The following is a 22,287-nucleotide window of genomic DNA, read 5'->3' as shown; positions in this document are numbered from 1 at the left end:
GCCTAGTCGCCCATATACTCGCGCAGCGCCTCCGCCGAACGGTTCTCACCAATCGACATCGCCAGGATGCGCGAGATGTGACGGCGCGGCAGGCCGGTTTCGGCCGACCAGTGGTTGATCTGCGCCTGGATCTTTTCGAGGTCCCGCTTCGAGGTCGGGTTTTCGGCGATGTCGAGGCCGGCATCGCGCAAGGCGGCCGCCATGTCGGCGGAGACGACGAACGTGTCCCATTCCAGCCAGCGCAGGAAATACTGGCCGGTGTTGCCGCCGAGCCGGCTGCCATGCTTGGCGAGATAGGTGGTCAGGCCGACCTGATCGTCCGCGGGCCACCCGGCAATGAACTTGCCGAAGCTGCCATGCTCCTTCGAGACGCGGTCGACGAAGGCGGCATTGTCGCGCACCGATCTGATCTTCTGCGGGTTGCGCACGATGCGGCTGTCGGATGCCAGCTCGTGCCAGTAGTCGTCCGGCTGGAACACAAGCCGCTTCGGCTCGAAACCGAGGAACGCTTCCTCGAAACCCGGCCATTTCTGCTCGATGACGCGCCACACGAAGCCGGCGGCGAAAATGCGCTCGGCCATGGTGGAGAGAATGCGATCGTCGGGAACTTTCGCCACCGCCTTGTTGTCAGGCGCAGGACCGAGCAGCGGCGCCAGCACAGCCTCCCCGCCCTTGCGCTTTGCCGCCCGTGCATGGATTTTCTGGAAATCGAGCATCTTTGTCCTCGCCTGTTCGCCGCAATCTATCACTTCACGTCCGGCCCGGCAGCCTCTACCTCTATCGAGGCTCTGCCCAAGGAGAAGAACCAATGAACAAGATCGTCGAGGACATGGCGAACCGTCTGCTCAAGCGAAAGCCGGACGGGTTCGGTCCGCTCGAGAGCCGCGTGCTCCAGTCGACGCTCGAGCGCACCACGATCGCGCGTGACACCAACAAGGCCGTCGCCTTCCACGAGACCTATGGCGATCGCGTCGCCGACACCATCGCCAGGATCGGCGGTTCCTGGTCCTTCATCCTGGCGTTCCTGGGCTTTCTGGTTCTTTGGACTGCCGGCAACGCCTGGCTGCTGACCCGCGACGCCTTCGACCCCTACCCCTTCATCTTCCTCAACCTCGTGCTGTCGATGCTCGCGGCGATCCAGGCGCCGGTGATCATGATGTCGCAGAACCGCCAGACCGAGCGCGACCGCATCGACGCTGCCCATGATTACGAAGTCAATCTGAAGGCCGAGATCGAGATCATGGCCCTGCATGAAAAGCTCGATGAGTTGCGCCACAGCGAGATCATCGGCATGCGCGACGAGATCCTGCGCATGGCCGAACAGATCAGGCGCATCGACGAAAAACTGTCGGCGTGGCCCGCAACGGAATGAGCGAGACGATCCACCATCTAATCGAGCAATACGGACTGATCGCGGTCTTCCTGGGCTGCGTCGCCGAAGGCGAAAGCGCCGCGATCCTGGGCGGCTTCTTTGCCCATCAACATGTCTTCGTGCTGTGGCAGACTTTCCTCGCCGCCTTTCTCGGCGCCTTCGCCGGCGACACGTTCTTCTTCACCCTGGGGCGCAGCTTCGCCGAGCATCGCTATGTGAGAAGGCTGCGCAGGCGTCCGGGCTTCAGCCGTGCCTACCGCCTGCTCAACACCCATCCCAACATCTTCGTGCTGACCAACCGCTACATCTACGGCATGCGCCTGGTCGGCGGCATCGCAGCCGGCCTGTCGACGGTGCCGGTGGCGCGCTTCGTCATCCTTAACGCTATCTCTTCCGCGGTCTGGGCGGCCCTGTTCAGCGGCATCGGCTATGTCTTCGGCCTCGGCGCGGAGGAAATGGTGGGCCAAGCATTCGCGCGGCATGAGCGCCTGCTCATCGCCCTTGGCGTCGGCGTCGTCGTCGCGATTGTTGCCTGGCTGGTCGGCCATCACTTCGCCAGGCGCGAACGCGCCAGGGAAGATCAATCAGGAGCCTGAACCGCGAGGATCAGATCGGCGCACCAATAAGGCGCTCGATCAAGGCGATGCCCCAGACACCGCCGGCGATCACGATCGAAATCAGCACCGCCAGCGAGCCGCAGTCCTTGGCGAGCTGGATTTCGATGTGGAATTCGCGCGAGATCGCATCGCAGGCGGCTTCGATTCCGGTGTTGAGAACTTCGACCATGATCAACAGCAGCACAGCGCCGATCAGCAGGGCGTAGCCGCGCCAGGAGACCGAGATGAACCAGCCGGCCGGCAGGGCAAGCGCAAGCAACAGCAGCTCCTGCTGAAATGCCTTTTCATGCGCGGCCAACTTGCGGAAGGCCCGCACCGAATTGATGAAAGCGTCGATCAGCCGCTGCATGCCCAGCCCCGTTTCGAGTCACGTTGAGGGGATATCGCAACGGCCGGATCAAGGGAATAAGGCAGCCCCTGCAAATTCACCCGTCGGCGACCTTTATCGACGGCGTCGATTTTTCGAACTGCGGCAACCCGTCCTCGATCGAATAGTAATCGCCCTTGTCGCCGACGAAGATGTGGCTTTCCGCCGTGAGGCCACTCGGCCTCTCGAAGGATCCGGCCATGATGGAAATCGTGTCCAGTTCATTGTGCTTCCAGAAAAGCAGTGAGCCGCAGGTTCGGCAGAAGCCGCGTTTCGCCACATCGGAAGCGCCGTACCAGCTGAGCGCGTCGGCCCCTTCTATGACGATATCGGCGTCCCTGGAGGCGGTAGCGGCGACGAAATGGCCGGTCTGCCGGCGACATTGCGAGCAATGGCAGTAGACGACGCCGCGCAACGGGCCACTCGTCCTGAAACGCACCACCCCGCACAGGCATGATCCGCTGTGGTTGTCGTCCATCCCGGCCTCCTTCGACCATCTGCCCGATCCATTGCCGGACAGAATTTCAGGTTTGAAATGGCTGGGCGCAGGCAAATGCGACACCGAAGCGACGCGTTTCAAAAGCTGCGCCTCACACGGCGCTACATCCTGAGGTAGCAGAGAAATCGAGGAAAGGCAGGCCATTAAGGAAACTTTAGCGCAACTACATCTATGTTTCCTGCAAGCGAAGGTCGTGTTGGGGACGCGCCGTCGCATTTAGGATTCCGATACAAATCCCCGCGTGCGCGACACCCGGTGGTGGCAGGTCTCCGGTCGCACTGAAGGGGAATGAACAGAACATGCACCCGGCAGCCGTTCCGACCGACAGGAATACCGACATCGCCAGCACCGTCGTGGCGACGATGCGGCAGCTTGGCGTGCTTGGCCTGCCCCGCAACTATGAAATCTTCTACGAGGCGCTCAGCGGCAGCAATCACGAACTCAGCCTTGCTGTCGTCTCGTTGAGCAACCGACCGACCCAGGAGGACCTCGACGGCATCGGGCGCGCCTTCTTCCCCCAGCATCACGGTCCGGCCATTGTCGAGCATGCCCGCGAGATGGTCGCCAAGGAGCTCGAGGACATCGCCGCGCTGTTGCGCAGCGAGCGCTCGCATATCGAGAAATACGGCCGTCTCCTCGACGAGACCTCGAGTGGCCTGAGCAATCGCAGCCTGCTTTCGCAGGAACTCCTGCAGAAGATCGCCAGCGCTATGTCGGCCGCCACCAGCTCGACAATCGACCATGGCCGCCAGATCGCCAGCACGCTCAGCGAAAAGACGGCCGAGCTTGAAAGCGTCAAGTCGAAGCTCGAGGAATACAAGCGGCTTGCCGACACCGACCCGCTGACGCAGTTGTGGAACCGCCGTGCCTTCGACAAGGAGATCACCCGGATCTACAACAGCAATCGCGGCATCCTGTTCAACGCCTTGATCCTTGCCGATATCGATCATTTCAAGGACATAAACGATCGTTACGGCCATCCGGTCGGCGACAGGATCCTGCAGATCATCGCCGAGATCTTCCAGTCCAGCGTGCGTTCCGACATGTTCGTCGCGCGCACCGGAGGCGAGGAGTTCGCGCTCATTGTTGAAGGCGCCAGCGAGGACGCCACATACGAGATCGCCGAGCGGATCCGCGCGCTGATCGAGCGGACCCCGTTCACCAGCAGCCAGACCGGCATGAATTACGGCACCGTTACCGTATCGCTGGGCATCTGCATGGCTTCGGAGGCGGAAAACCCCGAGGACCTCTACACCAAGGCGGACCGGGCGCTTTATCGCTCCAAGGTCGGCGGCCGCAACCGCGTGACAAGGCACTCGGCCACGGCGGGCCGGGCCGGCAAGGGTTGGCTGCTTTACAAGAAAGACTGACATCACTCTTTCCATAAGAATTTTTGTGGACTATATTTTCCACAGAAATGAAAGGGTGCGCTTATGCAACGTCCAGTCGCGGCCGCGACGGCGGCCGAAAACGCCGTCATCACCAAGGCCACGCTGCGCGCGGCCGACCTGCTGGACATCACCGCCAGGACGCTCGCTTTGGTCATCGGCGTGTCGGAGGCAACGGTCTCGCGCATGCGCAAGCAGGAATTCCTGCTTGAACGCGGCACCAAGCCGTTCGAGCTGGCGGTGCTGTTCGTCCGCCTGTTCCGCTCGCTCGACGCCATCGTCGGCGGCGACGAGACTGTTGCGCGGGCGTGGCTGAGAAATCCCAACGTCACGCTCGACGGCACGCCGCTCGAGAAAATCCTGACCATTGCCGGACTTGTCGATGTCATCGCCTACCTGGACTCCCGGCGCGCTCTCGTCTGAGGCCGTCAGGCTCGAAGGCAAATACTGGCGCATGGTCGAGGCGCAGCATCGCGTTTCGACCCTCAAGCTGGTCGACACGCTCGACGAGCAGTCGCTGCTTGAGGACCTCGTTGAGGACACCAAGCCACATATCCCGCTGGAATGCCGCCACCTCCACTATCTGCTGGCGACGCCTTTCCGCTACGGCTCCGTCTATCCATACGGCTCGCGCTTCCGTCGCGCCGGCAAGACCAAAGGCGTCTACTACGCGGCCGAGACAGTGCTGACGGCGGTGGCGGAGATGGCCTTCTATCGCTTGCTGTTTTTTGCGGAGTCCCCGGCGACGCCATGGCCGAACGACGCGGCGGAATACACCGCCTTCGCCGCCGCGATCAAATGCGAGCGCGCGATCGACCTGACGCGGCCGCCGCTCGATCGCGACGAGAAGGCCTGGACGCAGCCCACCGATTACACCGCCTGCCAGGCGATCGCCGATATCGCGCGCGAAGCCGACATCCAGGCGATCCGCTATCGCTCGGTGCGCGATCCCAGGGGCGCCAACATCGCCTTGTTGACCTGCAAGGGCTTTGCCAAGGCCAGACCGCTGGAGCCGCAGACCTGGCGCATACGGATCGGCTCCTTCGGCCTGCAGGCGATCTGCGAATTCCCCGACAAAAGGCTGGAATTCTCACGCGCCGCCTTTGCCGATCCGCGACTGGCTGGAATGCGTTGGGAGCGCGGCCACTGAACTCGGAAACTCTCTCGAGATTCTGGACGAGCCGGCAGATAGCTATGCCAGGATGTTGACCGCCCGCGCCGCCACCAGCGCGATCGTCAGCAGCGAGATCATCGCTTCGGCCATCATCAGGAGCTTTGCGCGCTGCGTGAGCGGCAAGGTATCGGTCGGCGAGAAGGCAGTGGCGTTGGTGAAGGCCAGGAAGACGTAGTCGACGAAGCCCGGCAGCCAGCCCTGTATCTCGCGATCGGGCAGCGTCATTTGCGGGAACAGGAAGTCGGCCTGCGCCCGCTTGACCAGCCCGCAGGTCGGCGGACCGCCGCGGTCGGTGCTCCAGAACCAGAGCGCAAAGACAATCACATTGGTGACCCAGATGTTGAGGGCATCGACAAGCAGCGTCGTGCCGGCGCCGGCACGCCCTTCCAGCAGTGCCCGCACCAGGAAGACCAGCGATCCGCAATTCATGACGCTGATGACGCCGGTCATCACCAATGCCGTGCGGCGTATATAGAGGCGCAATCGGCCGATCGCGTACCAGTGCTCATGGTCGACTGCCTTCTGCGTCCGCATCTGCGTCCAGGCCGTCGCCACCGACAAGGGCACCAGCAGCGCCGCCTCGACGGTAGGAGCCAGCCAGCGCGAACCGAAGGACAACTTGTTGATGACCAGAAGCTGAAGACAGATGATGACGAGAACCGCCGCGCGCGCCGACCAGAAGTCGAGCGCACGATGATGGATGACGGCATGCTGGTGGCGCATGGAGGAACCTGTATTGCTGGAATCGCGGCGCCGAAGGCCGATTCCGGCAACGATGGACTGGCCGGTTCTGCCCGAAGCGCCGGCGGACGGGTTCCATCGCAATCTTGGTTTTACAATGTTGCGGCAGCATACATTTTCGTAAGCTTTTGCTATCGGACTGTTCAGAAATCCGTCGGTGTGATTTTAGGCCCGCATGTCGAGAACCAGCGAATCCGTTCATCTTTGGCCGGCGGCAGCCGCCGCGCAAGGCAACGCGCCTTCGATCTGGAACGGCCTCGTCGAGCATCCATGGCGATTGCTGGCGCTTTTGTGCCTCACCCAGATCGCTTGCTGGACCGTCATGCCGGCGCTCGTCAACGTTGGGCCGCCATACGACGTCGCCGAGGGGTTCATGTGGGGCCGCGAATGGGTTCTGCTGACCTACAAACACCCGCAGTTGCCCTGTTGGCTGCTCGAGATCAGCCATCTCCTGACCGGCTCGTTCCGCTGGCCGCAATATATGCTTTCGCAACTGCTGATCTCGACGACTTTCGTCCTGGTCTACCTGCTCGCGCGCGACATCATGGGTTCGATCCGCGCTCTCGCCGCGGTGTTGCTGATGCCCGCGATCTATTTCTTTGGCTGGCCGACCCCGCAATTCAACCACGACTATGCGCAGATGCCTTTCTGGGCCGGCATCTCATGGCTGTTGTGGCGCGCGGCGCGCGACGGACGGCCCGGCTGGTGGCTCGCCCTCGGCGTCGTCTCCGGCCTGGGACTCTACGCCAAGTTCTCGACGGCCTTGCTGCTGGCTTTCGGCGGCATCTGGCTCTTATACGATCGCCGTGCCCGGAGCCGGCTCGCCACCCCATGGCCGTGGCTTGGCCTTGCGGTTTTCGTTGGCATCGCGGCACCGCTGGCGGTCGAGCTTTTCCGACTCGATTTCCTGCCGCTGACCTACGCCGAGCACCGCAACGAGTGGGTTCTCGCCCACCGCGCCCGGCTTTACTATATCGGCGTTCAGCTTGCCGGGCTTTCCGCTGTTCCCGTCGTTCTTGCTCTTTCCGGCCTGCTGCGGCGGCGAACAAGCCCCGCGCGGGAACCCTTGCAGCCCCAGCCGGCTCCCGAGCGACGCGCGGTCATCTACTTGGCATGGATAGGCCTGGGGCCAGCGCTCCTCATCATGATCGCCTCGCTGTTCACAGGCACCGGCGAGTCCTGGGGGGCGACGATGTACAATCTCGTGGGCGCCCTGGCGGTCGCGCTCCTGGGCCACCGGCTGGGAGCAGCGGAATTGCGCCGGCTGACGGTGCTGGCGCTGCTATGCGTGGTCGCCATATCAAGCGCCTACGCCGTCACCCGCTGGACCGGCTGCAACGTCCGCGGTCGCCTGCAGCCGATGTGCTGGCCGGCGCAATCGATTTCACGGACGGCCGAGGCGATCTGGCATGAGGCGGTGCCCGGGCCGTTGGGCATTGTCGGCGGCGAAGACGGCGTGGCCAGACTTGCCGGACTGGAAGCCGCGGACCAGCCTTCCATCTTCACGATGCTCGACAGGCGCCTCGCTCCGTGGATCACGGACCAGCGCCTGCGGGATCAGGGAATGCTGCTGGTGTGGCCGAAGGGCTGGCAACTCAGTCCGCAGCAAATGGCCTGGACCGACGGCCTGCCGGTCAAGACGGTGTCTTTCGACTGGTCGCTCAGGGCGCCGCCCCTGTTGATCAACTTTGCCGTCATTCCACCCGGCAGGGCCAGTTTCCCGGGAGACCCGCCCGGGCCGCCCGACCCGGAATGACCAGCCAGGCTTGATCCACCCGCCCGAATTGAAAAGGCACCGGTTTTGCCGGCGCCTCCAATGATCAAGCGCCGCGCGCCGCTCAGGCGTTGGCGACCTGCTTGTGCTGGATCGGATGGCTCTTCTTGAGCAGGTCCGAGACCAGGAAGGCGAGCTCGATCGCCTGATCGGCGTTAAGGCGCGGATCGCAATGGGTATGATAGCGGTCCTGCAGGTCTTCGGCCGTGATGGCGCGGGCGCCGCCCGTGCACTCGGTAACGTTCTTGCCGGTCATCTCGACATGGATGCCGCCCGGATGCGTGCCTTCGGCACGGTGCACCTCGAAGAAGGTCTGCACTTCCTTGAGGATGCGGTCGAACGGCCGCGTCTTGTAGCCGGCCGCCTCGATGGTGTTGCCATGCATCGGATCGGACGACCACACGACGCTGCGGCCCTCCTTCTTCACCGCCCGCACCAGCTTCGGCAGGTGTTCGGCCACCTTGTCGGAGCCGAAGCGCGCAATCAGCGTCAGCCGGCCAGGCTCATTCTCGGGATTGAGCAGGTCAATCAGTTCCAGCAAACCATCCGGCGTCAGCGAAGGTCCACATTTAAGGCCAAGCGGGTTCTTGATGCCGCGGCAATATTCGACATGGGCATGGTCGGGCTGGCGGGTGCGGTCGCCGATCCAGATCATGTGGCCCGACGTGGCGTACCAGTCACCGGAGGTGGAATCGACCCGCGTCAGCGCCTCTTCGTAACCGAGCAGCAGTGCCTCGTGGCTGGTGTAGAAATCCGTCTCGCGCAGCGCGAAATTGGTTTCCGACGTGATGCCCACCGCGCGCATGAATTCCATCGTCTCGGTGATGCGATTGGCGAGCGATTCATACTTCTCGCCTTGCGGACTGTCGGCGACGAAGCCCAGCATCCAGCGATGCACGTTCTCCAGGCTGGCATAGCCGCCCTGCGCGAAGGCGCGCAGAAGGTTGAGCGTTGCGGCCGACTGGCGGTAGGCCATCTCCTGCCTGGCTGGGTCGGGAATGCGCGACCTGGCGTCGAACTCGATGCCGTTGATGATGTCGCCGCGGTAGCTCGGCAATGTCACCCCGCCCTTGGTCTCGTTGTCGGAGGAGCGCGGTTTGGCGAACTGGCCGGCGACGCGGCCGACCTTCACCACCGGCTGCGCGCCGGCGAAGGTCAGCACCACCGACATCTGCAGGAAGACGCGGAAGAAGTCGCGGATGTTGTCGGCGCCGTGCTCGGCAAAGCTCTCGGCGCAGTCGCCGCCCTGGAGCAGGAAGGCTTCGCCGGCGGCGACCGCCGCCAGCTGCTTCTTCAGCTTGCGCGCTTCACCGGCAAAAACCAGCGGCGGGAAAGTGGCGAGCTGGGCCTCCGTCGCCTTCAGCGCGGCAAGGTCCGGATAGGCCGGAACCTGCTTGATCGGCTTTTCTCTCCACGAATTCGGCGACCATTTCGTCATCGCTGCACCCAATACTCTTCTCAACGAGCACCCTCGCCCGTTATTTGCGCCCCAACACGAGGTCGCGGCTCCTTACACGAAGCCGATTGCCTATTCTAGCCGGGTTTTTCAGCAGTGGCGAATGGTCCGGGTGCCGTCAGGCCGCCTTGTCGACCAGCCGCGCCAATTGAGTCATAACAACTGCGGCCCCCGCCAGCCGCTTCTCCGCATTCGGCCAGTCGCGCATGAAGACGACGCTGTGGTCGGCCCTGATCTTGGCCAGCGAGCCCTGCTCGCCGATGAACTTGACCAGCCCCACCGGATTGGGGAATTCGCGCTTGCGGAAGTGGATGACGACGCCCTTCGGCCCGGCGTCAAGCTTCTCGACATTGGCCTTGCGGCAGAGCGCCTTGATGAAGACGATTTTCAACAGATGCGTCACTTCTTCCGGCAGCGGCCCGAAGCGGTCGATCAGTTCGGCCCCAAAACCGTCGATCTCCTCGGTGGTTTCGAGGTCGCCGAGGCGCCGGTAAAGCGCCATGCGGAGCTGCAGGTCGGGCACGTAGCTTTCCGGGATCATCACCGCGGTGCCGACCGCGATCTGCGGCGACCAGCCGCTGTCCTGAACCTCGCCGGTGTCCTTCACCTCTGCCACCGCCTCCTCCAGCATCTGCTGGTAGAGCTCGAAGCCGACCTCCTTGATGTGGCCCGACTGCTCTTCGCCCAGAAGATTGCCGGCGCCGCGGATGTCGAGGTCGTGGCTGGCGAGCTGGAAGCCGGCGCCGAGCGTGTCGAGCGACTGCAGCACCTTCAGGCGGCGCTCGGCCGTATCGGTCAGCTTGCGGTTGGCCGGCAGCGTGAACAGCGCATAGGCGCGCACCTTCGAGCGACCGACGCGGCCGCGCAACTGGTAAAGCTGGGCCAGGCCGAACATGTCGGCGCGATGGATGATCAGCGTGTTGGCCGTCGGGATGTCAAGGCCGGATTCGACGATGGTGGTGGACAGCAGCACGTCGTACTGGCCGTCGTAGAAGGCGTTCATGATGTCGTCGAGCTCGCCCGGCGGCATCTGGCCATGAGCGACCGCGACCTTCAGCTCCGGCACGGATTCCTTCAGGAAATCATGGATTTCAGCCAGATCGCTGATGCGCGGCACGACATAGAAGGAATGGCCGCCCCGATAGCGCTCGCGCAGCAGCGTCTCGCGGATGACCAGCGGATCGAAGGGCGAGATGAAGGTACGCACCGCCATGCGGTCGACTGGCGGCGTGGCGATCAGCGACAGCTCGCGCACGCCGGTCAGCGCCAGTTGCAGCGTGCGCGGGATCGGCGTCGCCGAAAGCGTGAGCACATGCACGTCGTTCTTGAGCTCCTTCAGCCGCTCCTTGTGCTTGACGCCGAAATGCTGCTCCTCATCGATGATCAGCAGCCCGAGATTCTTGAACGAGATCGAGCTGCCGAGCAGCGCATGCGTGCCGACGACGATGTCGACCGTGCCTTCGGCAACACCCTTCTTGGTTTCGGCCAGTTCCTTGGAGCCGACCAGGCGAGACGCCTGGGCGATGCGGATCGGCAGGCCGGAGAAGCGCTGCGAGAAGGTCTTGAAATGCTGGCGCGACAAAAGCGTCGTCGGCACCACGACCGCGACCTGGAAACCTTCCATCGCCGCGATGAAGGCGGCGCGCAGCGCCACCTCCGTCTTCCCAAATCCGACATCGCCGCAAACCAGCCGGTCCATCGGCTTGCCGGCGCCGAGATCGTCCATGACGGAATCGATCGCCGTCTGCTGGTCGTCGGTCTCCTCATAGGGGAAGCGTGCGGCGAACTCACCATAGAGCCCTTCCGCTGGGATCATCGCGGGCGCGGCGCGCATCTGCCTCTCGGCGGCGATACGGATCAATTGCCCGGCCATGTCGAGCAGGCGCCGCTTCAGCCGCGCCTTGCGCGCCTGCCAGGCGCCGCCGCCCAGCTTGTCGAGCGTTGCTTCGGCCGAATCCGAGCCGTAGCGCGACAGAAGCTCGATGTTCTCGACTGGCAGAAACAGGCGGTCGTCGCCCGCATAGTGGATTTCGAGACAGTCATGCGGCGCGCCGACCGCTTCGATGGTGCGCAGGCCGATGAAGCGGCCGATGCCATGGTCTGCATGGACCACGATGTCGCCGGAAGACAGCGACGAGGCCTCGGCGATGAAATCGGAAGCCTTCTTCTTGCGCTTCGAACGCCGGATCAGCCTGTCGCCGAGGATGTCCTGCTCGGCGACGACCACCATGTCGTCGGTCTCGAAGCCGGATTCGAGTGGCAGAACGGCAAGACCCGCCTGCCCCGGCTCGAGCTTTTCGACCTCGGCAAGCGTCGCGACGGTCTTCAGATTGCCGAGATGGTGTTCGGCGAGAATCTGGCCGAGCCGGTCGAGCGAGCCCTCCGTCCAGCCGGCGACGATAACGCGGCGACGCGCGGCGCGCTCGTCGGCAATGTGCTTCACGACGACATCGAAGACATTAATGTTCGGGTCGGCGCGCTCTTCCGCAAAGCTGCGGCCCTGCCGCGAGCCGGCATGGAAGACCTTCTTGCCACCGACATCCGGCGCGTCGAACACGGTGAAGTCGATGTCCTCGCGCGGCCCGAGCGAGGCTTTGAGGTTCTCCGGCGACAGGTAAAGCAGGTCCGGCGCCACCGGCTTGTAGGGCACGGCATCCTTCAGCGCGCTGTCGGCCTGCTTCCGGCGCGCCTCGTAATGGTCGAGGATCAGCGTGTGACGTTCGGCCAGCGCCTCATGCGCCAGATGGTCGAACACGACAGGCGCATCCGGCAGGTAGTCGAACACCGTCTCCAGTCGCTCGTAGAAGAAGGGCAGCCAGTGCTCCATGCCGGCAAAGCGCCGGCCTTCGCTGACCGCCGCATAGAGCGCGTCGTCGCGCGAGGGCGCGCCGAAAGCCTCGATATAGGAACGGCGGAAGCGGCTGATCGTCTCCGGCGTCAGCGCCACCTCGCTCATCGCCTGCAGCGACATCGACTTGCGCTGCCCGGTGGTGCGCTGGGTGGCGACGTCGAAGACACGGATCGACTCCAGCGTGTCGCCGAAGAAGTCGAGCCTGAGCGCCTCGCTCCAGCCCGGCGCGAACAGGTCGAGAATGCCGCCGCGCACCGCGAATTCGCCAAGTCCGCGCACGGTCGGCACGCGCTCGAAGCCGGAAGTCTCCAGCCGCGCAATCAGCGCGTTCATGTCGATCTGGTTGCCGGGCTTGGCATGGAAGGTCTGCGCTTCGATCAACTCCGCCGGCGGGATACGCTGCAACAGCGCATTGGCGGTAGTGAGGATCACGGCGCGATGCGGCTTCTTCGCCAGCGCGATCATGGCGGAAAGCGCGTCGAGCCGCCGCGCCGCGGCATCCGCTCCAGGTGAGACGCGATCGTAAGGCAGGCAATCCCATGCCGGCAGTTCCAGCACCGGCAGGCCAGGCGCGGCAAAGGCGAGCGCCTCGATGATCGCCGGCAGCCGCTGGCCGTCGCGCGCGACGAACAGCACCGGCTTGCCGGGCGCGATCTCTTGCGCCGTCTGGACCAGGGCGAAGGCTTCGTAGCCGTCGGCGACGCCGTCGACGATGAACTGGCCGGCGCGGCCCTTGGGCAGGCCGATGGAAGGAATGAGGCTCATGAACTATGCGTTTTTCAAAATGTCATGGTCCGGCGCGACGCCATGATTTTCCGCAGCACCGCGCAATCGACATCGGGCGGAACCGGGTGCTCGCCCGTGACCATCGGCAGGAAATCGGTGTCGGAAATTTCGAGAAGCCTCTCATATTGGTCGATTTCATCGCCGGTCAAGGCGCCGATCTCGGCGTCGGCGAAGGAACCGAGGATCAGGTCCATCTCGCGCATGCCGCGATGCCAGGAGCGGAACAGGAGCTTGCGGCGGCGGGCATCCAACCCCTCGCTTGATCGCTGTGTTCCGGTCATGGCACGCTATCCTTGTTCGAAGCGGCGCATATAGCGTGGATAGAGACCGGTGTCAGCCTTTGCGCTGCCGCCGTCGCGACATAAGCTGACACGATGCGTCCCACCATCCTCGATCCGTTGTTCGTCCCGATCACTTCGCTCGCCGGCGTCGGCCCGAAGGTCGGCTTGCTGATCGAGCGTGTCGTGCCGGCCGATCTCGGCGATCGCGCCGCGCGCGCCGCTGATCTTCTGTTCTTGCTACCCAATAGCGTGATCGACCGCCGCAACCGGCCCGGCATCGCGCTGTCGGCCGAGGGCCAGATCGTCACGCTGGAAGTGCGGATCGATCGCCATCAGCCGCCGCCGCGCGGCAACAGATCGGTGCCGTACCGGGTCTACGCCCATGACGACACCGGCGAGGTCGCGCTGACCTTCTTCCATGCCCATGCCGCCTATCTGCAGAAGATGCTTCCCGAAGGCGACCGTGTGGTGATCTCCGGCCGTATGGAATGGTTCAACGGCCGCCCGACCATGGTCCATCCCGACCATATCGCGCCGATCGACGAGGCCGAGGGCCTGCCGCTGGTCGAGCCGGTGTATCCGCTCACTGCCGGCCTGTCGGCCAAGGTGCTGCGCCGCGCCATCGGACAGGCGCTCGGCCGGTTGCCTGAACTGGCCGAATGGCAGGACGACGCCTTCATGCGTCGGCACACCTTTCCATCCTTCGGTGATGCGCTTTCCCGCATCCATCACCCGAACGACCCGATCGACGTCGCCGTCGAGGGATCCGCCTGGCGCCGCCTTGCCTATGACGAGCTGTTGGCCGGCCAGGTGTCGCTGGCGCTGGTGCGGGCCAGAATTCGACGCCTCTCGGGCCGGCCGCTCATCGGCGACGACCGCATCGTCGAGAAGCTGCGCGCCGCCCTGCCCTACAGGCTGACCCCCAGCCAGGAATTCGCGCTCGGCGAGATCAACGCCGACCTTGCCGATCCCGAACGGATGCTGCGCCTGCTGCAGGGCGATGTCGGCTCCGGCAAGACGGTGGTGGCGCTGCTAGCCATGGCGCGCGCGGTCGAGGCCGGCGGCCAGGCGGCGCTGATGGCGCCGACCGAAATCCTGGCGCGCCAGCATCTGGCGACCATCACGCCGCTGGCCGAGAAAGCCGGTTTGCGCCTCGCGATCCTCACCGGGCGCGAGAAGGGCCGCGAGCGCACCGAAACGCTTGCAGGCCTTGCCAGCGGCGCGATCGACATCGTCGTCGGCACGCATGCGCTGTTCCAGGAAACGGTGACGTTCCACGATCTTGTGCTCGCCGTCATCGACGAGCAGCATCGCTTCGGCGTTCACCAGCGCCTGGCCATCACCGCCAAGGGCGATGCGCCCGACATGCTGGTGATGACGGCCACACCCATCCCGCGCACGCTGGTGCTGACCGCCTTCGGCGACATGGACGTCTCGAAGCTGACCGAGAAACCTGCCGGGCGCCAGCCGATCCGCACCGTGACCCTGCCGATGGAACGGCTGGACGAATTGGTCGGCCGCATGCGTGATGCGGTTGCGGAGGGCCAGAAAATCTACTGGATCTGCCCGCTGGTGGAGGAATCCGAAGAGATCAAGCTAATGTCGGCGGAGGATCGCTTTGCTTCGCTGAAACCGCTGTTCGGCGACCGGATAGGCCTTGTGCATGGCCGCATGAAGGGCGCGGAGAAGGACGAGGCGATGCGCGCCTTCAAGGACGGTGAGACACGCATCCTGATCGCCACCACCGTCATCGAGGTCGGCGTCGACGTGCCTGATGCGACCATCATGGTGATCGAGCATGCGGAGCGCTTCGGCCTTGCGCAGTTGCACCAGCTGCGCGGCCGTGTCGGGCGCGGCGACAAGCCCTCCTCCTGCGTGCTGCTCTACAAGGACCCGCTCGGCGAGACCGCGAAGCGCCGGCTTTCGGTGATGCGCGAGACCGAGGACGGCTTCCGCATCGCCGAAGAGGACCTCAAACTGCGCGGTGAAGGCGAACTGCTGGGCACCCGCCAGTCCGGCACGCCCGGCTTCCAGGTGGCGCGGATCGAGTTCCATGCCGACCTCCTGGAAGCGGCACGCAACGACGCGCGGTTGATCCTGTCGCGCGACCCGGAACTGCAGTCCCAACGCGGCGAGGCGCTGCGCTTGTTGCTTTACCTGTTCGGCCGCGACGAGGCGGTACGGCTGCTGCGCGCCGGCTGAGCGCCAAGCGGCGGGTTGGCGAGACCACCTTCGACGGGTTCGCCATTCAGCGTCACCAGCTTGGCCTTGACTTCAGGGGCCACCATGCCTGCCGAGACGATCAGCTTGGCGCCGTCCTCGATCGACATGTCGAGCAGCACGATCTCGGATTTGTGCACATACATCAGGAATCCGGTGGTCGGGTTCGGCGTGCACGGCATGAACACCGCAATCAGCGGATCGCCTTCCTGGTCGAGCTTCTGGTTGATCTCGGTTTCCTTCTCGCTGGCGACGAAGACCAGCGACCAGACTCCCTTGCGCGGATATTCGACCAGCCCGACCTGGCGGAACATGTCGCCCTTGTTCGACAGCACCGTCTCGAAAATCTGCTTTAGCGAGCCATAGATGCCGCGCACCAGCGGCATGCGGCCGAGCAGCCGCTCGCCGAAATTGACGATGGCGCGGCCGACGATGTTGGCCGTCAGGAAACCGATCAGCGTGATCAGCACCAGCGCCACGATCAGCCCGAAGCCCGGAACCGGGAACGGCAGATAGGTGTCGGGATTGTAGCGGGCCGGGATGTAAGGCTTCACCCAGGAATCGACCCAGCCGATCAGCGACCAGGCGATATAGGCCGTGATCGCCAGCGGCGCGCAGACGACGAAGCCGGTCAGGAAATAGTTCCTCAGCCGGGTCATGCCAGAAGTCTTCAGGGCGTCGGACATGGGTTCACCGCGGCGCATGTTGCGCTGCAAGATTAATGAACCGCGAGCCAGTTTGGAACTGCGAAGTTTTTAAAGAATGCGCTGTAACGAACGCCGCATAACCTACTCCACCGTCACCGACTTCGCCAGATTGCGCGGCTGGTCGACGTCGGTGCCCATGAACACGGCGGTGAAATAGGCGAGCATCTGGATCGGCAGCGCGTAGATGATGGGCGAGATGATCTCCGGCACCTCGGGCAGGATGATCGTCTCCATCGTCTTGATGCCGGCCTGCGCCGCGCCCTTTTTGTCGGTGATCAGGATGATCTTGCCGCCGCGCGCCGCCACTTCCTGCATGTTCGAGACCGTCTTTTCGAAGATGCGGTCATGCGGGGCGATCACGATTACCGGCATGTTCTCGTCGATCAGCGCGATTGGCCCGTGTTTGAGCTCGCCGCCTGCATAGCCTTCGGCGTGGATATAGGAAATCTCCTTGAGCTTCAGAGCGCCTTCCATGGCCAGCGGGAAGTTTGTGTCACGGCCGAGATAGAGCACGTCCTTGTAGCGGGAGAGCTCGCGCGAGATGCGCTCGATCTGCTCCTCGAGCTTCAGCACCTGGGTGGCGAAACGCGGCGCTTCGGAAAGCTCGCGCACCAGCTGCTTTTCCTCTTCGGGCGAAATGGTGCCGCGCGCCACGCCCGCGCGCACCGCAAGCGCAGCCAGTACCGACAGTTGGCAGGTGAAAGCCTTGGTCGAGGCGACACCGATCTCCGGGCCGGCAAGCGTCGGCAGCACGACGTCGGATTCACGCGCCATGGTCGATTCGCGCACATTGACCACGGCGCCGATCTTCATGCCGGCCTGGCGGCAATAGCGCAGCGAGGCCAGCGTGTCGGCGGTTTCGCCCGACTGCGAGATGAAGAAGGCCGCGTCATCGGCCGACAGCGGCATCTCGCGATAGCGGAATTCGGAAGCGACATCGATATCGACGGGAAGCCGCGCATAGCGCTCGAACCAGTATTTCGAGATCAGCCCGGCGAGATAGGCGGTGCCGCAGGCCGACAGCGCCAGCCGGCCGATCCTGGCGAAGTCGAACGGCAGGTCGAGCGGCTTGGACTGGCCGGAGACGAAATCAACGTAATGCGCCAGCGTGTGCGAGATCACCTCCGGCTGCTCATGGATCTCCTTCTCCATGAAATGCCGGCGATTGCCCTTGTCGACCATGAAGCTGGTCGACAGCGACTGCTGGCGCTTGCGGTCGACCTTGTTGCCGTCGATGTCGTAGATCACGACGCCGTTGCGGCGCACCACCGCCCAGTCGCCATCCTCGAGATAGGTGATCGAGTTGGTGAAGGGCGCCAGCGCGATGGCGTCCGAGCCCAAAAACATTTCGCCCTCGCCATGGCCGACGGCCAGAGGCGGACCGTTGCGGGCGCCGACGATCAGGTCCTCGTCGCCCTTGAACATGATCGCCAGCGCGAACGCGCCGGACAGCCGCTTAAGCGCCGCATGCGCGGCCTCCACCGGCTTCAGCCCCTTGGCGAGCTCGCGCGCCACAAGATGCGCCACGACCTCGGTGTCGGTCTGCGAGGCGAATTTGTAGCCATCGCGGGTGAGCTCGTCGCGCAGCTCGGCGAAATTCTCGATGATGCCGTTGTGGACAATGGCGACGCCGTTGGAAAAATGCGGATGCGCGTTGGTCTCGTTGGGCACGCCATGCGTGGCCCAGCGCGTGTGGCCGATGCCGATGGTGCCGTCGAGCGGCTCGTCCTTAAGCCGGCGTTCGAGATTGATGAGCTTGCCTTCGGCGCGGCGACGTCCGAGCTCGCCCTTTTCGATGGTGGCGACGCCGGCCGAGTCGTAGCCGCGATATTCGAGCCGCTTCAGCGCGTCGACGATGAGCGGCGCAACTTGGCCTCGGCCGACGATTCCAACTATACCGCACATGCGATAGACCCCGATTCCCAGCGGAAAACCCGGCGTTATCTAGGGGTTGCCGGCCTGCCGCGAAAGTCACTTTGCGTTTCGTTCCGTGTCAGCGGAACGGTCTTTTGTTCCATGCACCATGCCGGACAGCGCTTGCAATCCAGTTACTGCAGTTGTTCGCCTTTTCGGGCAATTGGTTCTCTTTTCGGCAAGATTTGGCTAAATGTCCGGCCATGAGCGAAGCCACCACGACACTCTGGCGCCCGGTCGGACCGAAGGAGCTGGAACTGATCCAGGCTTCGGGCATGCGCGAATTTCCACCGCGCCTGCCCGATCAGCCGATTTTCTATCCCGTGCTCACCGAAGCCTATGCGGTCCAGATCGCCCGCGACTGGAACGTTCCGGCGAGCGGCTCCGGCTTCGTCACCCGCTTTGAGGTCCTGAAGAGCTTTCTTGACGGCTACCGGGTCGAACATGCCGGCAGCAAAGCGCATCTCGAATATTGGATACCCGCCGAGGACCTGCCTCAATTCAACAAGGCGATCGTCGGCAGGATCGAGGTGACAGCCAGTTTCGGCAAGGCTAACGAAGGCACCGGCTGAAAGCTATTCCGCCGCCGCCTTCTTCCTTGCCGCTGCGGCCGAGGCGAAGCGCTCGCGCAATTCCTTGCCCTTGCCGGGGATCGTCTTCTGGCGGGCGCGACCGAAGGCCAGCGCGTCGTCCGGCACGCTTTCGGTGATCACGCTGCCCGAGGCGATATAACCACCCTTGCCGATCGTGACCGGTGCCACCAGCGAGGAATTCGAGCCGACAAAGGCGCCTTCGCCGATATCGGTGAAGAATTTCGAGTAGCCGTCATAATTGCAGGTGATGGTGCCGGCGCCGATATTGGCGGCGGCGCCCACGCGCGCATCGCCGATATAGGTCAGGTGGTTGACTTTGGCGCCCTCTTCGATCGTCGCCTGCTTGACCTCGCAGAAATTGCCGACCTTTGCCTTGTTTCGAAGATCTGCGCCCGGCCGCAGCCGCGCGAACGGCCCGACATCGCAATTGGACGCAATCGTTGCGCCCTCGATATGGCTGAAAGCATGGATCTTGGCGCCCGAGGCTATTCTGACGCCCGGCCCGAACCAGACATTCGGCTCGACGATCGTGTCGGCGCCGATCTCGGTGTCGTGCGAAAAATAGACTGTCTCCGGCGCGATCAAAGTGACGCCGGACAGCATCGCCTCGCGCCGCCGGCGCGCCTGCCAGATAGCTTCCGCCTCGGCAAGCTCGGCCCGGTTGTTGATGCCGAGCGCATTCTCGAAGCTCGCTTCCGTGGCCACGACGTCGAGGCCCTCAGCGCCGGCGATCTCGACGATGTCGGTAAGGTAGAATTCGCCCTTGGCGTTCTTGTTGCCGACCTTGTCGAGCAAGCGAAGCGTATGCTTGCCCGCCACCGCCATCATCCCGGCATTGCAGAAGCCGATCTTTTTCTCCTCGTCGGAGCAGTCCTTCTCCTCGCGAATGGCGATGAGCTTGCCGCCCTTCTCGATCAGCCGGCCATAGCCGGTCGGGCTCGGCGGCCGAAAGCCGATCACCGCCACCGCAGCACCTTCGGCGAGCTTCTGCCGCGCGGCGGCCAGCGCGCCTGCGTCAATCAGCGGCGTATCGCCGAACATGACGAGGATGTCGTCGTAACCCTTTGATATCGCTTCGCGAGCGGCGAGCACGGCATGGGCAGTGCCGAGCCGCTTCTCCTGAACGAAAGTCTCCGCCTTGGGCGCGAATTTCTGTGCCGCCTTGCGCATCTCGTCGGCGCCGTGCCCGATCACCAGCGCCAGGCCCGTCGCGCCGGCCGCCTCGGCCGCCTTCACCACGTGAGCCACCATTGGCAGGCCGGCAATGGCATGCAGCACTTTTGGCATCGCGCTTTTCATGCGCGTGCCCTCGCCGGCGGCGAGGATGACGGACAGGCAGGATCTCTGGCTCATGGATGGCAACCGTATGAAATGGTTTGAATCAATGCATGCTAGCAGCCGCGTGATGCTGCACCAATGCGGTTAAATTCCGGTGAGATGGTAGAGCGAAGTCTTCGAGCGCGGACGTCTGGGGGGATGACCGATACAAAGGCGCTGCCCTGGTGGCGTTAGCCGGTTACACAAACAGGAGATATCTCCGGCCATCTGGGATTGCTGTGTCAGCGTGCCCAGAGGCTGCGCGAAACGTGTCGTCGGTTGACTGTTAGAGCAATCCAGGAAAATTCGGCGCTTCTGTGAAACGCTGAAACGCTCGATCGCGGCGACTGGAACGCTCCACGCCTTGCAAGCGGCACAGCGAGATCTCGCGGACTGGGAGAGATGTGTACCATGCGCGTGGCGCGTCTGGAAGTTGGCAGGACATGGACGCGGGGCGGCCCGCGTGCAGGCGTATGGCCGAGCACGCAGCGCCACCTCGCAGCGATCCTGGCTTGCGACGTGGTCGGCTACTCGCGCCTGATGGAGCGCGACGAGCGTGGCACGCTCGAGCGGCTCAAGATCTACCGCAAGGATCTCCTCGAACCGCTGGTCTCCGAGCACCACGGTCGGGTCGTCAAGCGCACCGGCGACGGCATGCTGTGCGAGTTCGCGAGCGTCGTTAACGCGGTGACCTCGGCGATGGCGATCCAGCAGGCCTTGGCGGAACACGAGGCGGAGACGCCCGAGGAAGAGCGGATTCGCTTCCGCATCGGCGTCAATCTCGGGGACGTGGTCTGCGAGGAGGACGGCGACCTTTACGGCGACGGGGTCAACATCGCCGCCCGCCTCGAAAGCGTCGCCGATCCAGGCACCGTGGTCGTCTCGGGTACCGCCTATGACCACCTTCAGGGCAAGCTCGACTGCGGCTTCACGCCGCTTGGCGACCTCCGCCTCAAGAACATCGAGCGGCCGGTCCGCGCTTACCGCGTCGAGGCCGACGCCAGCGCTGCACCGCCTCCCCTGCCCGAGAAACCCTCGATCGCGGTTCTGCCTTTCACCAACATGAGCGGCGACCCCGACCAGGAATACTTCGCCGACGGGCTGGTGGAAGACATCATCACGGGATTGAGCCGGGTGGACTCCTTCTTCGTGATCGCCCGAAACTCGTCCTTCACCTACAAAGGCCGAGCGGTGGACCTGCGCCAGGTCGGGCGCGAGTTGGGCGTCCGCTACGTGCTTGAAGGCAGCATCCGCAGAGCAGGTTCGCGGGTTCGCATCAGTGGGCAGTTGGTTGACGCGATCAGCGGACACCATGTCTGGACCGGCCGCTTCGAGGGCGACCTGAGCGACATCTTCGACCTGCAGGACAAGGTGACCGAGAGCGTCGTCGGCGCGGTCGAGCCGAGCATCCGGCTGGAAGAAATCAAGCAGGCGCGCATGAAGCCGACCGACTACATGAGCGCCTACGACCTCTACCTTCGCGCGCTGCCGCGCTTTTACAGCATGACCCGCGAGGGCTTTGCCGATGTGCGTCGGCTCACTAATGAGGCGCTCAGCATCGACCCTGGCTTCAGCTTGGCGAAGGCACTCGGCGCTTATATCCGCAGCATCTCAGTGAGCCAGTGCTGGCACGAGCCTGACGATACCAGGGTCGCCACGCGCATGGCGCGCGAGGTACTGGCGGAAGCGCGCGACGACCCCACGAGCCTGCGCTTCGCCGCGCAGGTGATTGCCTACAGCGCGAAGGACTACGAAATGGCGCTGGGCACGATCGAACGATCCCTGCTGCTCAACCCCAATTCGGCGCAGGGGCATACGAGCTGCGGCTGGGTCAACGCACATTCCGGCCGCCCGCTCGTCGCGATCGAGCATTTTCATAGGGCAATGCGGCTGAGCCCAGTCGATCCCGAGAAGGGCATCGCGCTCTCGGGCATCGGGATGAGCTACCTGATGCTCGAGCACTACGAGGAAGCGCTGGCATGGGGTGAACGCGCGCTGCACGAGATGCCGAACTACGGCTCCTCGCACCGGGTGGTGATCATGGCGCTGGTCAAACTCAATCGGTTGGACGAGGCGCGGGCGGCTGCGCAGCGGCTGATGGAGGCGTTCCCGACCTACACGCTCACCCTGCAGAGACAGATCAACCCATGGCAGGACAAGATGTTCGGCGAGCGTTACGTCGAGGCCTTGGGCGTCGCCGGCGTGCCGGAGTGATCGTCGCGGATAAAAT

General features: G+C 64.0%; 19 protein-coding genes. 9 read left to right on the top strand and 10 right to left on the bottom strand.

Features of this window, described 5'->3' with window-relative positions; genetic code table 11:
- Positions 1 to 2: 2 nt before the first annotated feature.
- The gene (locus EN852_RS08665; protein WP_127874013.1) at positions 3 to 716 is read right to left on the bottom strand and encodes a DNA-3-methyladenine glycosylase I; all 714 of its coding nucleotides are present in this window, start codon (positions 714 to 716) and stop codon (positions 3 to 5) included.
- A 92-nt stretch (positions 717 to 808) separates the two neighbouring features.
- Between EN852_RS08665 and EN852_RS08660 the strand changes: the two genes are divergently transcribed.
- Both EN852_RS08660 and EN852_RS08655 read left to right on the top strand, forming a co-directional pair.
- Positions 809 to 1,372: a DUF1003 domain-containing protein gene (locus tag EN852_RS08660; protein WP_127874014.1), complete on the top strand. Its 564-nt coding sequence runs from the start codon at positions 809 to 811 to the stop codon at positions 1,370 to 1,372.
- Complete coding sequence (locus EN852_RS08655; protein WP_127874015.1) at positions 1,369 to 1,968, top strand: DedA family protein; 600 nt, start codon at positions 1,369 to 1,371, stop codon at positions 1,966 to 1,968. The genes EN852_RS08660 and EN852_RS08655 overlap by 4 nt, the downstream gene beginning before the upstream one ends.
- A 10-nt stretch (positions 1,969 to 1,978) precedes the next feature.
- Here the strand turns inward: EN852_RS08655 and EN852_RS08650 are convergent, their stop codons facing one another.
- Positions 1,979 to 2,338 (bottom strand): diacylglycerol kinase, encoded by a 360-nt coding sequence (locus tag EN852_RS08650; protein ID WP_042644382.1) that lies wholly within the window; start codon positions 2,336 to 2,338, stop codon positions 1,979 to 1,981.
- A 76-nt stretch (positions 2,339 to 2,414) separates the two neighbouring features.
- On the bottom strand, positions 2,415 to 2,834 hold the full coding sequence (locus tag EN852_RS08645) for a GFA family protein (protein WP_127874016.1): 420 nt from the start codon (positions 2,832 to 2,834) through the stop codon (positions 2,415 to 2,417).
- A 320-nt stretch (positions 2,835 to 3,154) separates the two neighbouring features.
- Between EN852_RS08645 and EN852_RS08640 the strand changes: the two genes are divergently transcribed.
- The 3 genes from EN852_RS08640 to EN852_RS08630 all read left to right on the top strand — a co-directional run bounded on the left by EN852_RS08640 (position 3,155) and on the right by EN852_RS08630 (position 5,393).
- Positions 3,155 to 4,225 (top strand): GGDEF domain-containing protein, encoded by a 1,071-nt coding sequence (locus EN852_RS08640; RefSeq protein ID WP_127874017.1) that lies wholly within the window; start codon positions 3,155 to 3,157, stop codon positions 4,223 to 4,225.
- Positions 4,226 to 4,288: 63 nt separating this feature from the next.
- Positions 4,289 to 4,666: an antitoxin Xre/MbcA/ParS toxin-binding domain-containing protein gene (locus EN852_RS08635; protein ID WP_095815208.1), complete on the top strand. Its 378-nt coding sequence runs from the start codon at positions 4,289 to 4,291 to the stop codon at positions 4,664 to 4,666.
- Complete coding sequence (locus EN852_RS08630; RefSeq protein WP_127874018.1) at positions 4,626 to 5,393, top strand: RES family NAD+ phosphorylase; 768 nt, start codon at positions 4,626 to 4,628, stop codon at positions 5,391 to 5,393. The genes EN852_RS08635 and EN852_RS08630 overlap by 41 nt, the downstream gene beginning before the upstream one ends.
- A 42-nt stretch (positions 5,394 to 5,435) precedes the next feature.
- Here the strand turns inward: EN852_RS08630 and EN852_RS08625 are convergent, their stop codons facing one another.
- Positions 5,436 to 6,140, bottom strand: coding sequence for a hypothetical protein (locus tag EN852_RS08625; RefSeq protein ID WP_127874019.1), 705 nt, complete (start codon positions 6,138 to 6,140; stop codon positions 5,436 to 5,438).
- A 193-nt stretch (positions 6,141 to 6,333) separates the two neighbouring features.
- On the opposite strand from EN852_RS08625, the gene EN852_RS08620 reads away from it, so the two are divergent.
- Entirely contained in the window at positions 6,334 to 7,914 is a 1,581-nt protein-coding gene (locus tag EN852_RS08620) for a glycosyltransferase family 39 protein (RefSeq protein ID WP_127874020.1), read from the top strand.
- A gap of 82 nt (positions 7,915 to 7,996) precedes the next feature.
- On the opposite strand, the gene EN852_RS08615 is transcribed toward EN852_RS08620, so the two are convergent.
- The 3 genes from EN852_RS08615 to EN852_RS08605 all read right to left on the bottom strand — a co-directional run bounded on the left by EN852_RS08615 (position 7,997) and on the right by EN852_RS08605 (position 13,306).
- On the bottom strand, positions 7,997 to 9,370 hold the full coding sequence (locus tag EN852_RS08615; protein WP_127863675.1) for a 3-deoxy-7-phosphoheptulonate synthase class II: 1,374 nt from the start codon (positions 9,368 to 9,370) through the stop codon (positions 7,997 to 7,999).
- A gap of 136 nt (positions 9,371 to 9,506) precedes the next feature.
- Complete coding sequence (gene mfd / locus EN852_RS08610) at positions 9,507 to 13,004, bottom strand: transcription-repair coupling factor (protein ID WP_127874021.1); 3,498 nt, start codon at positions 13,002 to 13,004, stop codon at positions 9,507 to 9,509.
- A 14-nt stretch (positions 13,005 to 13,018) separates the two neighbouring features.
- The gene (locus tag EN852_RS08605; RefSeq protein WP_127874022.1) at positions 13,019 to 13,306 is read right to left on the bottom strand and encodes a succinate dehydrogenase assembly factor 2; all 288 of its coding nucleotides are present in this window, start codon (positions 13,304 to 13,306) and stop codon (positions 13,019 to 13,021) included.
- Positions 13,307 to 13,399: 93 nt separating this feature from the next.
- Here EN852_RS08605 and recG point away from each other — a divergent pair, with 93 nt between their 5' ends.
- Positions 13,400 to 15,508: an ATP-dependent DNA helicase RecG gene (gene recG, locus EN852_RS08600; RefSeq protein WP_127874023.1), complete on the top strand. Its 2,109-nt coding sequence runs from the start codon at positions 13,400 to 13,402 to the stop codon at positions 15,506 to 15,508.
- On the opposite strand, the gene EN852_RS08595 is transcribed toward recG, so the two are convergent.
- Positions 15,460 to 16,212, bottom strand: a complete 753-nt coding sequence (locus tag EN852_RS08595; protein WP_095815218.1) for a DUF502 domain-containing protein — start codon at positions 16,210 to 16,212, stop codon at positions 15,460 to 15,462. The genes recG and EN852_RS08595 overlap by 49 nt on opposite strands.
- 102 nt (positions 16,213 to 16,314) lie before the next feature.
- Positions 16,315 to 18,138 carry a glutamine--fructose-6-phosphate transaminase (isomerizing) gene (glmS, locus tag EN852_RS08590; RefSeq protein WP_127874024.1) on the bottom strand — a complete coding sequence of 608 codons (1,824 nt, stop codon included), beginning with the start codon at positions 18,136 to 18,138 and terminating at the stop codon, positions 16,315 to 16,317.
- A 212-nt stretch (positions 18,139 to 18,350) separates the two neighbouring features.
- Here glmS and EN852_RS08585 point away from each other — a divergent pair, with 212 nt between their 5' ends.
- On the top strand, positions 18,351 to 18,719 hold the full coding sequence (locus EN852_RS08585) for an ADP-ribosylation/crystallin J1 (protein WP_127874025.1): 369 nt from the start codon (positions 18,351 to 18,353) through the stop codon (positions 18,717 to 18,719).
- A 3-nt stretch (positions 18,720 to 18,722) separates the two neighbouring features.
- Here EN852_RS08585 and glmU read toward each other — a convergent pair whose 3' ends face one another.
- Positions 18,723 to 20,093, bottom strand: a complete 1,371-nt coding sequence (gene glmU, locus EN852_RS08580; protein WP_127874026.1) for a bifunctional UDP-N-acetylglucosamine diphosphorylase/glucosamine-1-phosphate N-acetyltransferase GlmU — start codon at positions 20,091 to 20,093, stop codon at positions 18,723 to 18,725.
- A gap of 375 nt (positions 20,094 to 20,468) precedes the next feature.
- Between glmU and EN852_RS08575 the strand changes: the two genes are divergently transcribed.
- Positions 20,469 to 22,271: an adenylate/guanylate cyclase domain-containing protein gene (locus EN852_RS08575; protein ID WP_127874027.1), complete on the top strand. Its 1,803-nt coding sequence runs from the start codon at positions 20,469 to 20,471 to the stop codon at positions 22,269 to 22,271.
- Positions 22,272 to 22,287 lie beyond the last annotated feature (16 nt).

The sequence above is a fragment of the Mesorhizobium sp. M2E.F.Ca.ET.209.01.1.1 genome, assembly GCF_004010375.2.
Taxonomy (GTDB): Bacteria; Pseudomonadota; Alphaproteobacteria; order Rhizobiales; family Rhizobiaceae; genus Mesorhizobium.
This window is presented reverse-complemented; position numbering and strand designations above follow the sequence as displayed.

Excerpts from the sequence above, each read along its gene's own strand:
- EN852_RS08665 (WP_127874013.1), bottom strand. The coding sequence starts at position 716 with ATGCTCGATTTCCAGAAAATCCATGCACGGGCGGCAAAGCGCAAGGGC.
- EN852_RS08660 (WP_127874014.1), top strand. The coding sequence starts at position 809 with ATGAACAAGATCGTCGAGGACATGGCGAACCGTCTGCTCAAGCGAAAG.
- EN852_RS08655 (WP_127874015.1), top strand. The coding sequence starts at position 1,369 with ATGAGCGAGACGATCCACCATCTAATCGAGCAATACGGACTGATCGCG.
- EN852_RS08650 (WP_042644382.1), bottom strand. The coding sequence starts at position 2,338 with ATGCAGCGGCTGATCGACGCTTTCATCAATTCGGTGCGGGCCTTCCGC.
- EN852_RS08645 (WP_127874016.1), bottom strand. The coding sequence starts at position 2,834 with ATGGACGACAACCACAGCGGATCATGCCTGTGCGGGGTGGTGCGTTTC.
- EN852_RS08640 (WP_127874017.1), top strand. The coding sequence starts at position 3,155 with ATGCACCCGGCAGCCGTTCCGACCGACAGGAATACCGACATCGCCAGC.
- EN852_RS08635 (WP_095815208.1), top strand. The coding sequence starts at position 4,289 with ATGCAACGTCCAGTCGCGGCCGCGACGGCGGCCGAAAACGCCGTCATC.
- EN852_RS08630 (WP_127874018.1), top strand. The coding sequence starts at position 4,626 with ATGTCATCGCCTACCTGGACTCCCGGCGCGCTCTCGTCTGAGGCCGTC.
- EN852_RS08625 (WP_127874019.1), bottom strand. The coding sequence starts at position 6,140 with ATGCGCCACCAGCATGCCGTCATCCATCATCGTGCGCTCGACTTCTGG.
- EN852_RS08620 (WP_127874020.1), top strand. The coding sequence starts at position 6,334 with ATGTCGAGAACCAGCGAATCCGTTCATCTTTGGCCGGCGGCAGCCGCC.
- EN852_RS08615 (WP_127863675.1), bottom strand. The coding sequence starts at position 9,370 with ATGACGAAATGGTCGCCGAATTCGTGGAGAGAAAAGCCGATCAAGCAG.
- mfd (WP_127874021.1), bottom strand. The coding sequence starts at position 13,004 with ATGAGCCTCATTCCTTCCATCGGCCTGCCCAAGGGCCGCGCCGGCCAG.
- EN852_RS08605 (WP_127874022.1), bottom strand. The coding sequence starts at position 13,306 with ATGACCGGAACACAGCGATCAAGCGAGGGGTTGGATGCCCGCCGCCGC.
- recG (WP_127874023.1), top strand. The coding sequence starts at position 13,400 with ATGCGTCCCACCATCCTCGATCCGTTGTTCGTCCCGATCACTTCGCTC.
- EN852_RS08595 (WP_095815218.1), bottom strand. The coding sequence starts at position 16,212 with ATGTCCGACGCCCTGAAGACTTCTGGCATGACCCGGCTGAGGAACTAT.
- glmS (WP_127874024.1), bottom strand. The coding sequence starts at position 18,138 with ATGTGCGGTATAGTTGGAATCGTCGGCCGAGGCCAAGTTGCGCCGCTC.
- EN852_RS08585 (WP_127874025.1), top strand. The coding sequence starts at position 18,351 with ATGAGCGAAGCCACCACGACACTCTGGCGCCCGGTCGGACCGAAGGAG.
- glmU (WP_127874026.1), bottom strand. The coding sequence starts at position 20,093 with ATGAGCCAGAGATCCTGCCTGTCCGTCATCCTCGCCGCCGGCGAGGGC.
- EN852_RS08575 (WP_127874027.1), top strand. The coding sequence starts at position 20,469 with ATGCGCGTGGCGCGTCTGGAAGTTGGCAGGACATGGACGCGGGGCGGC.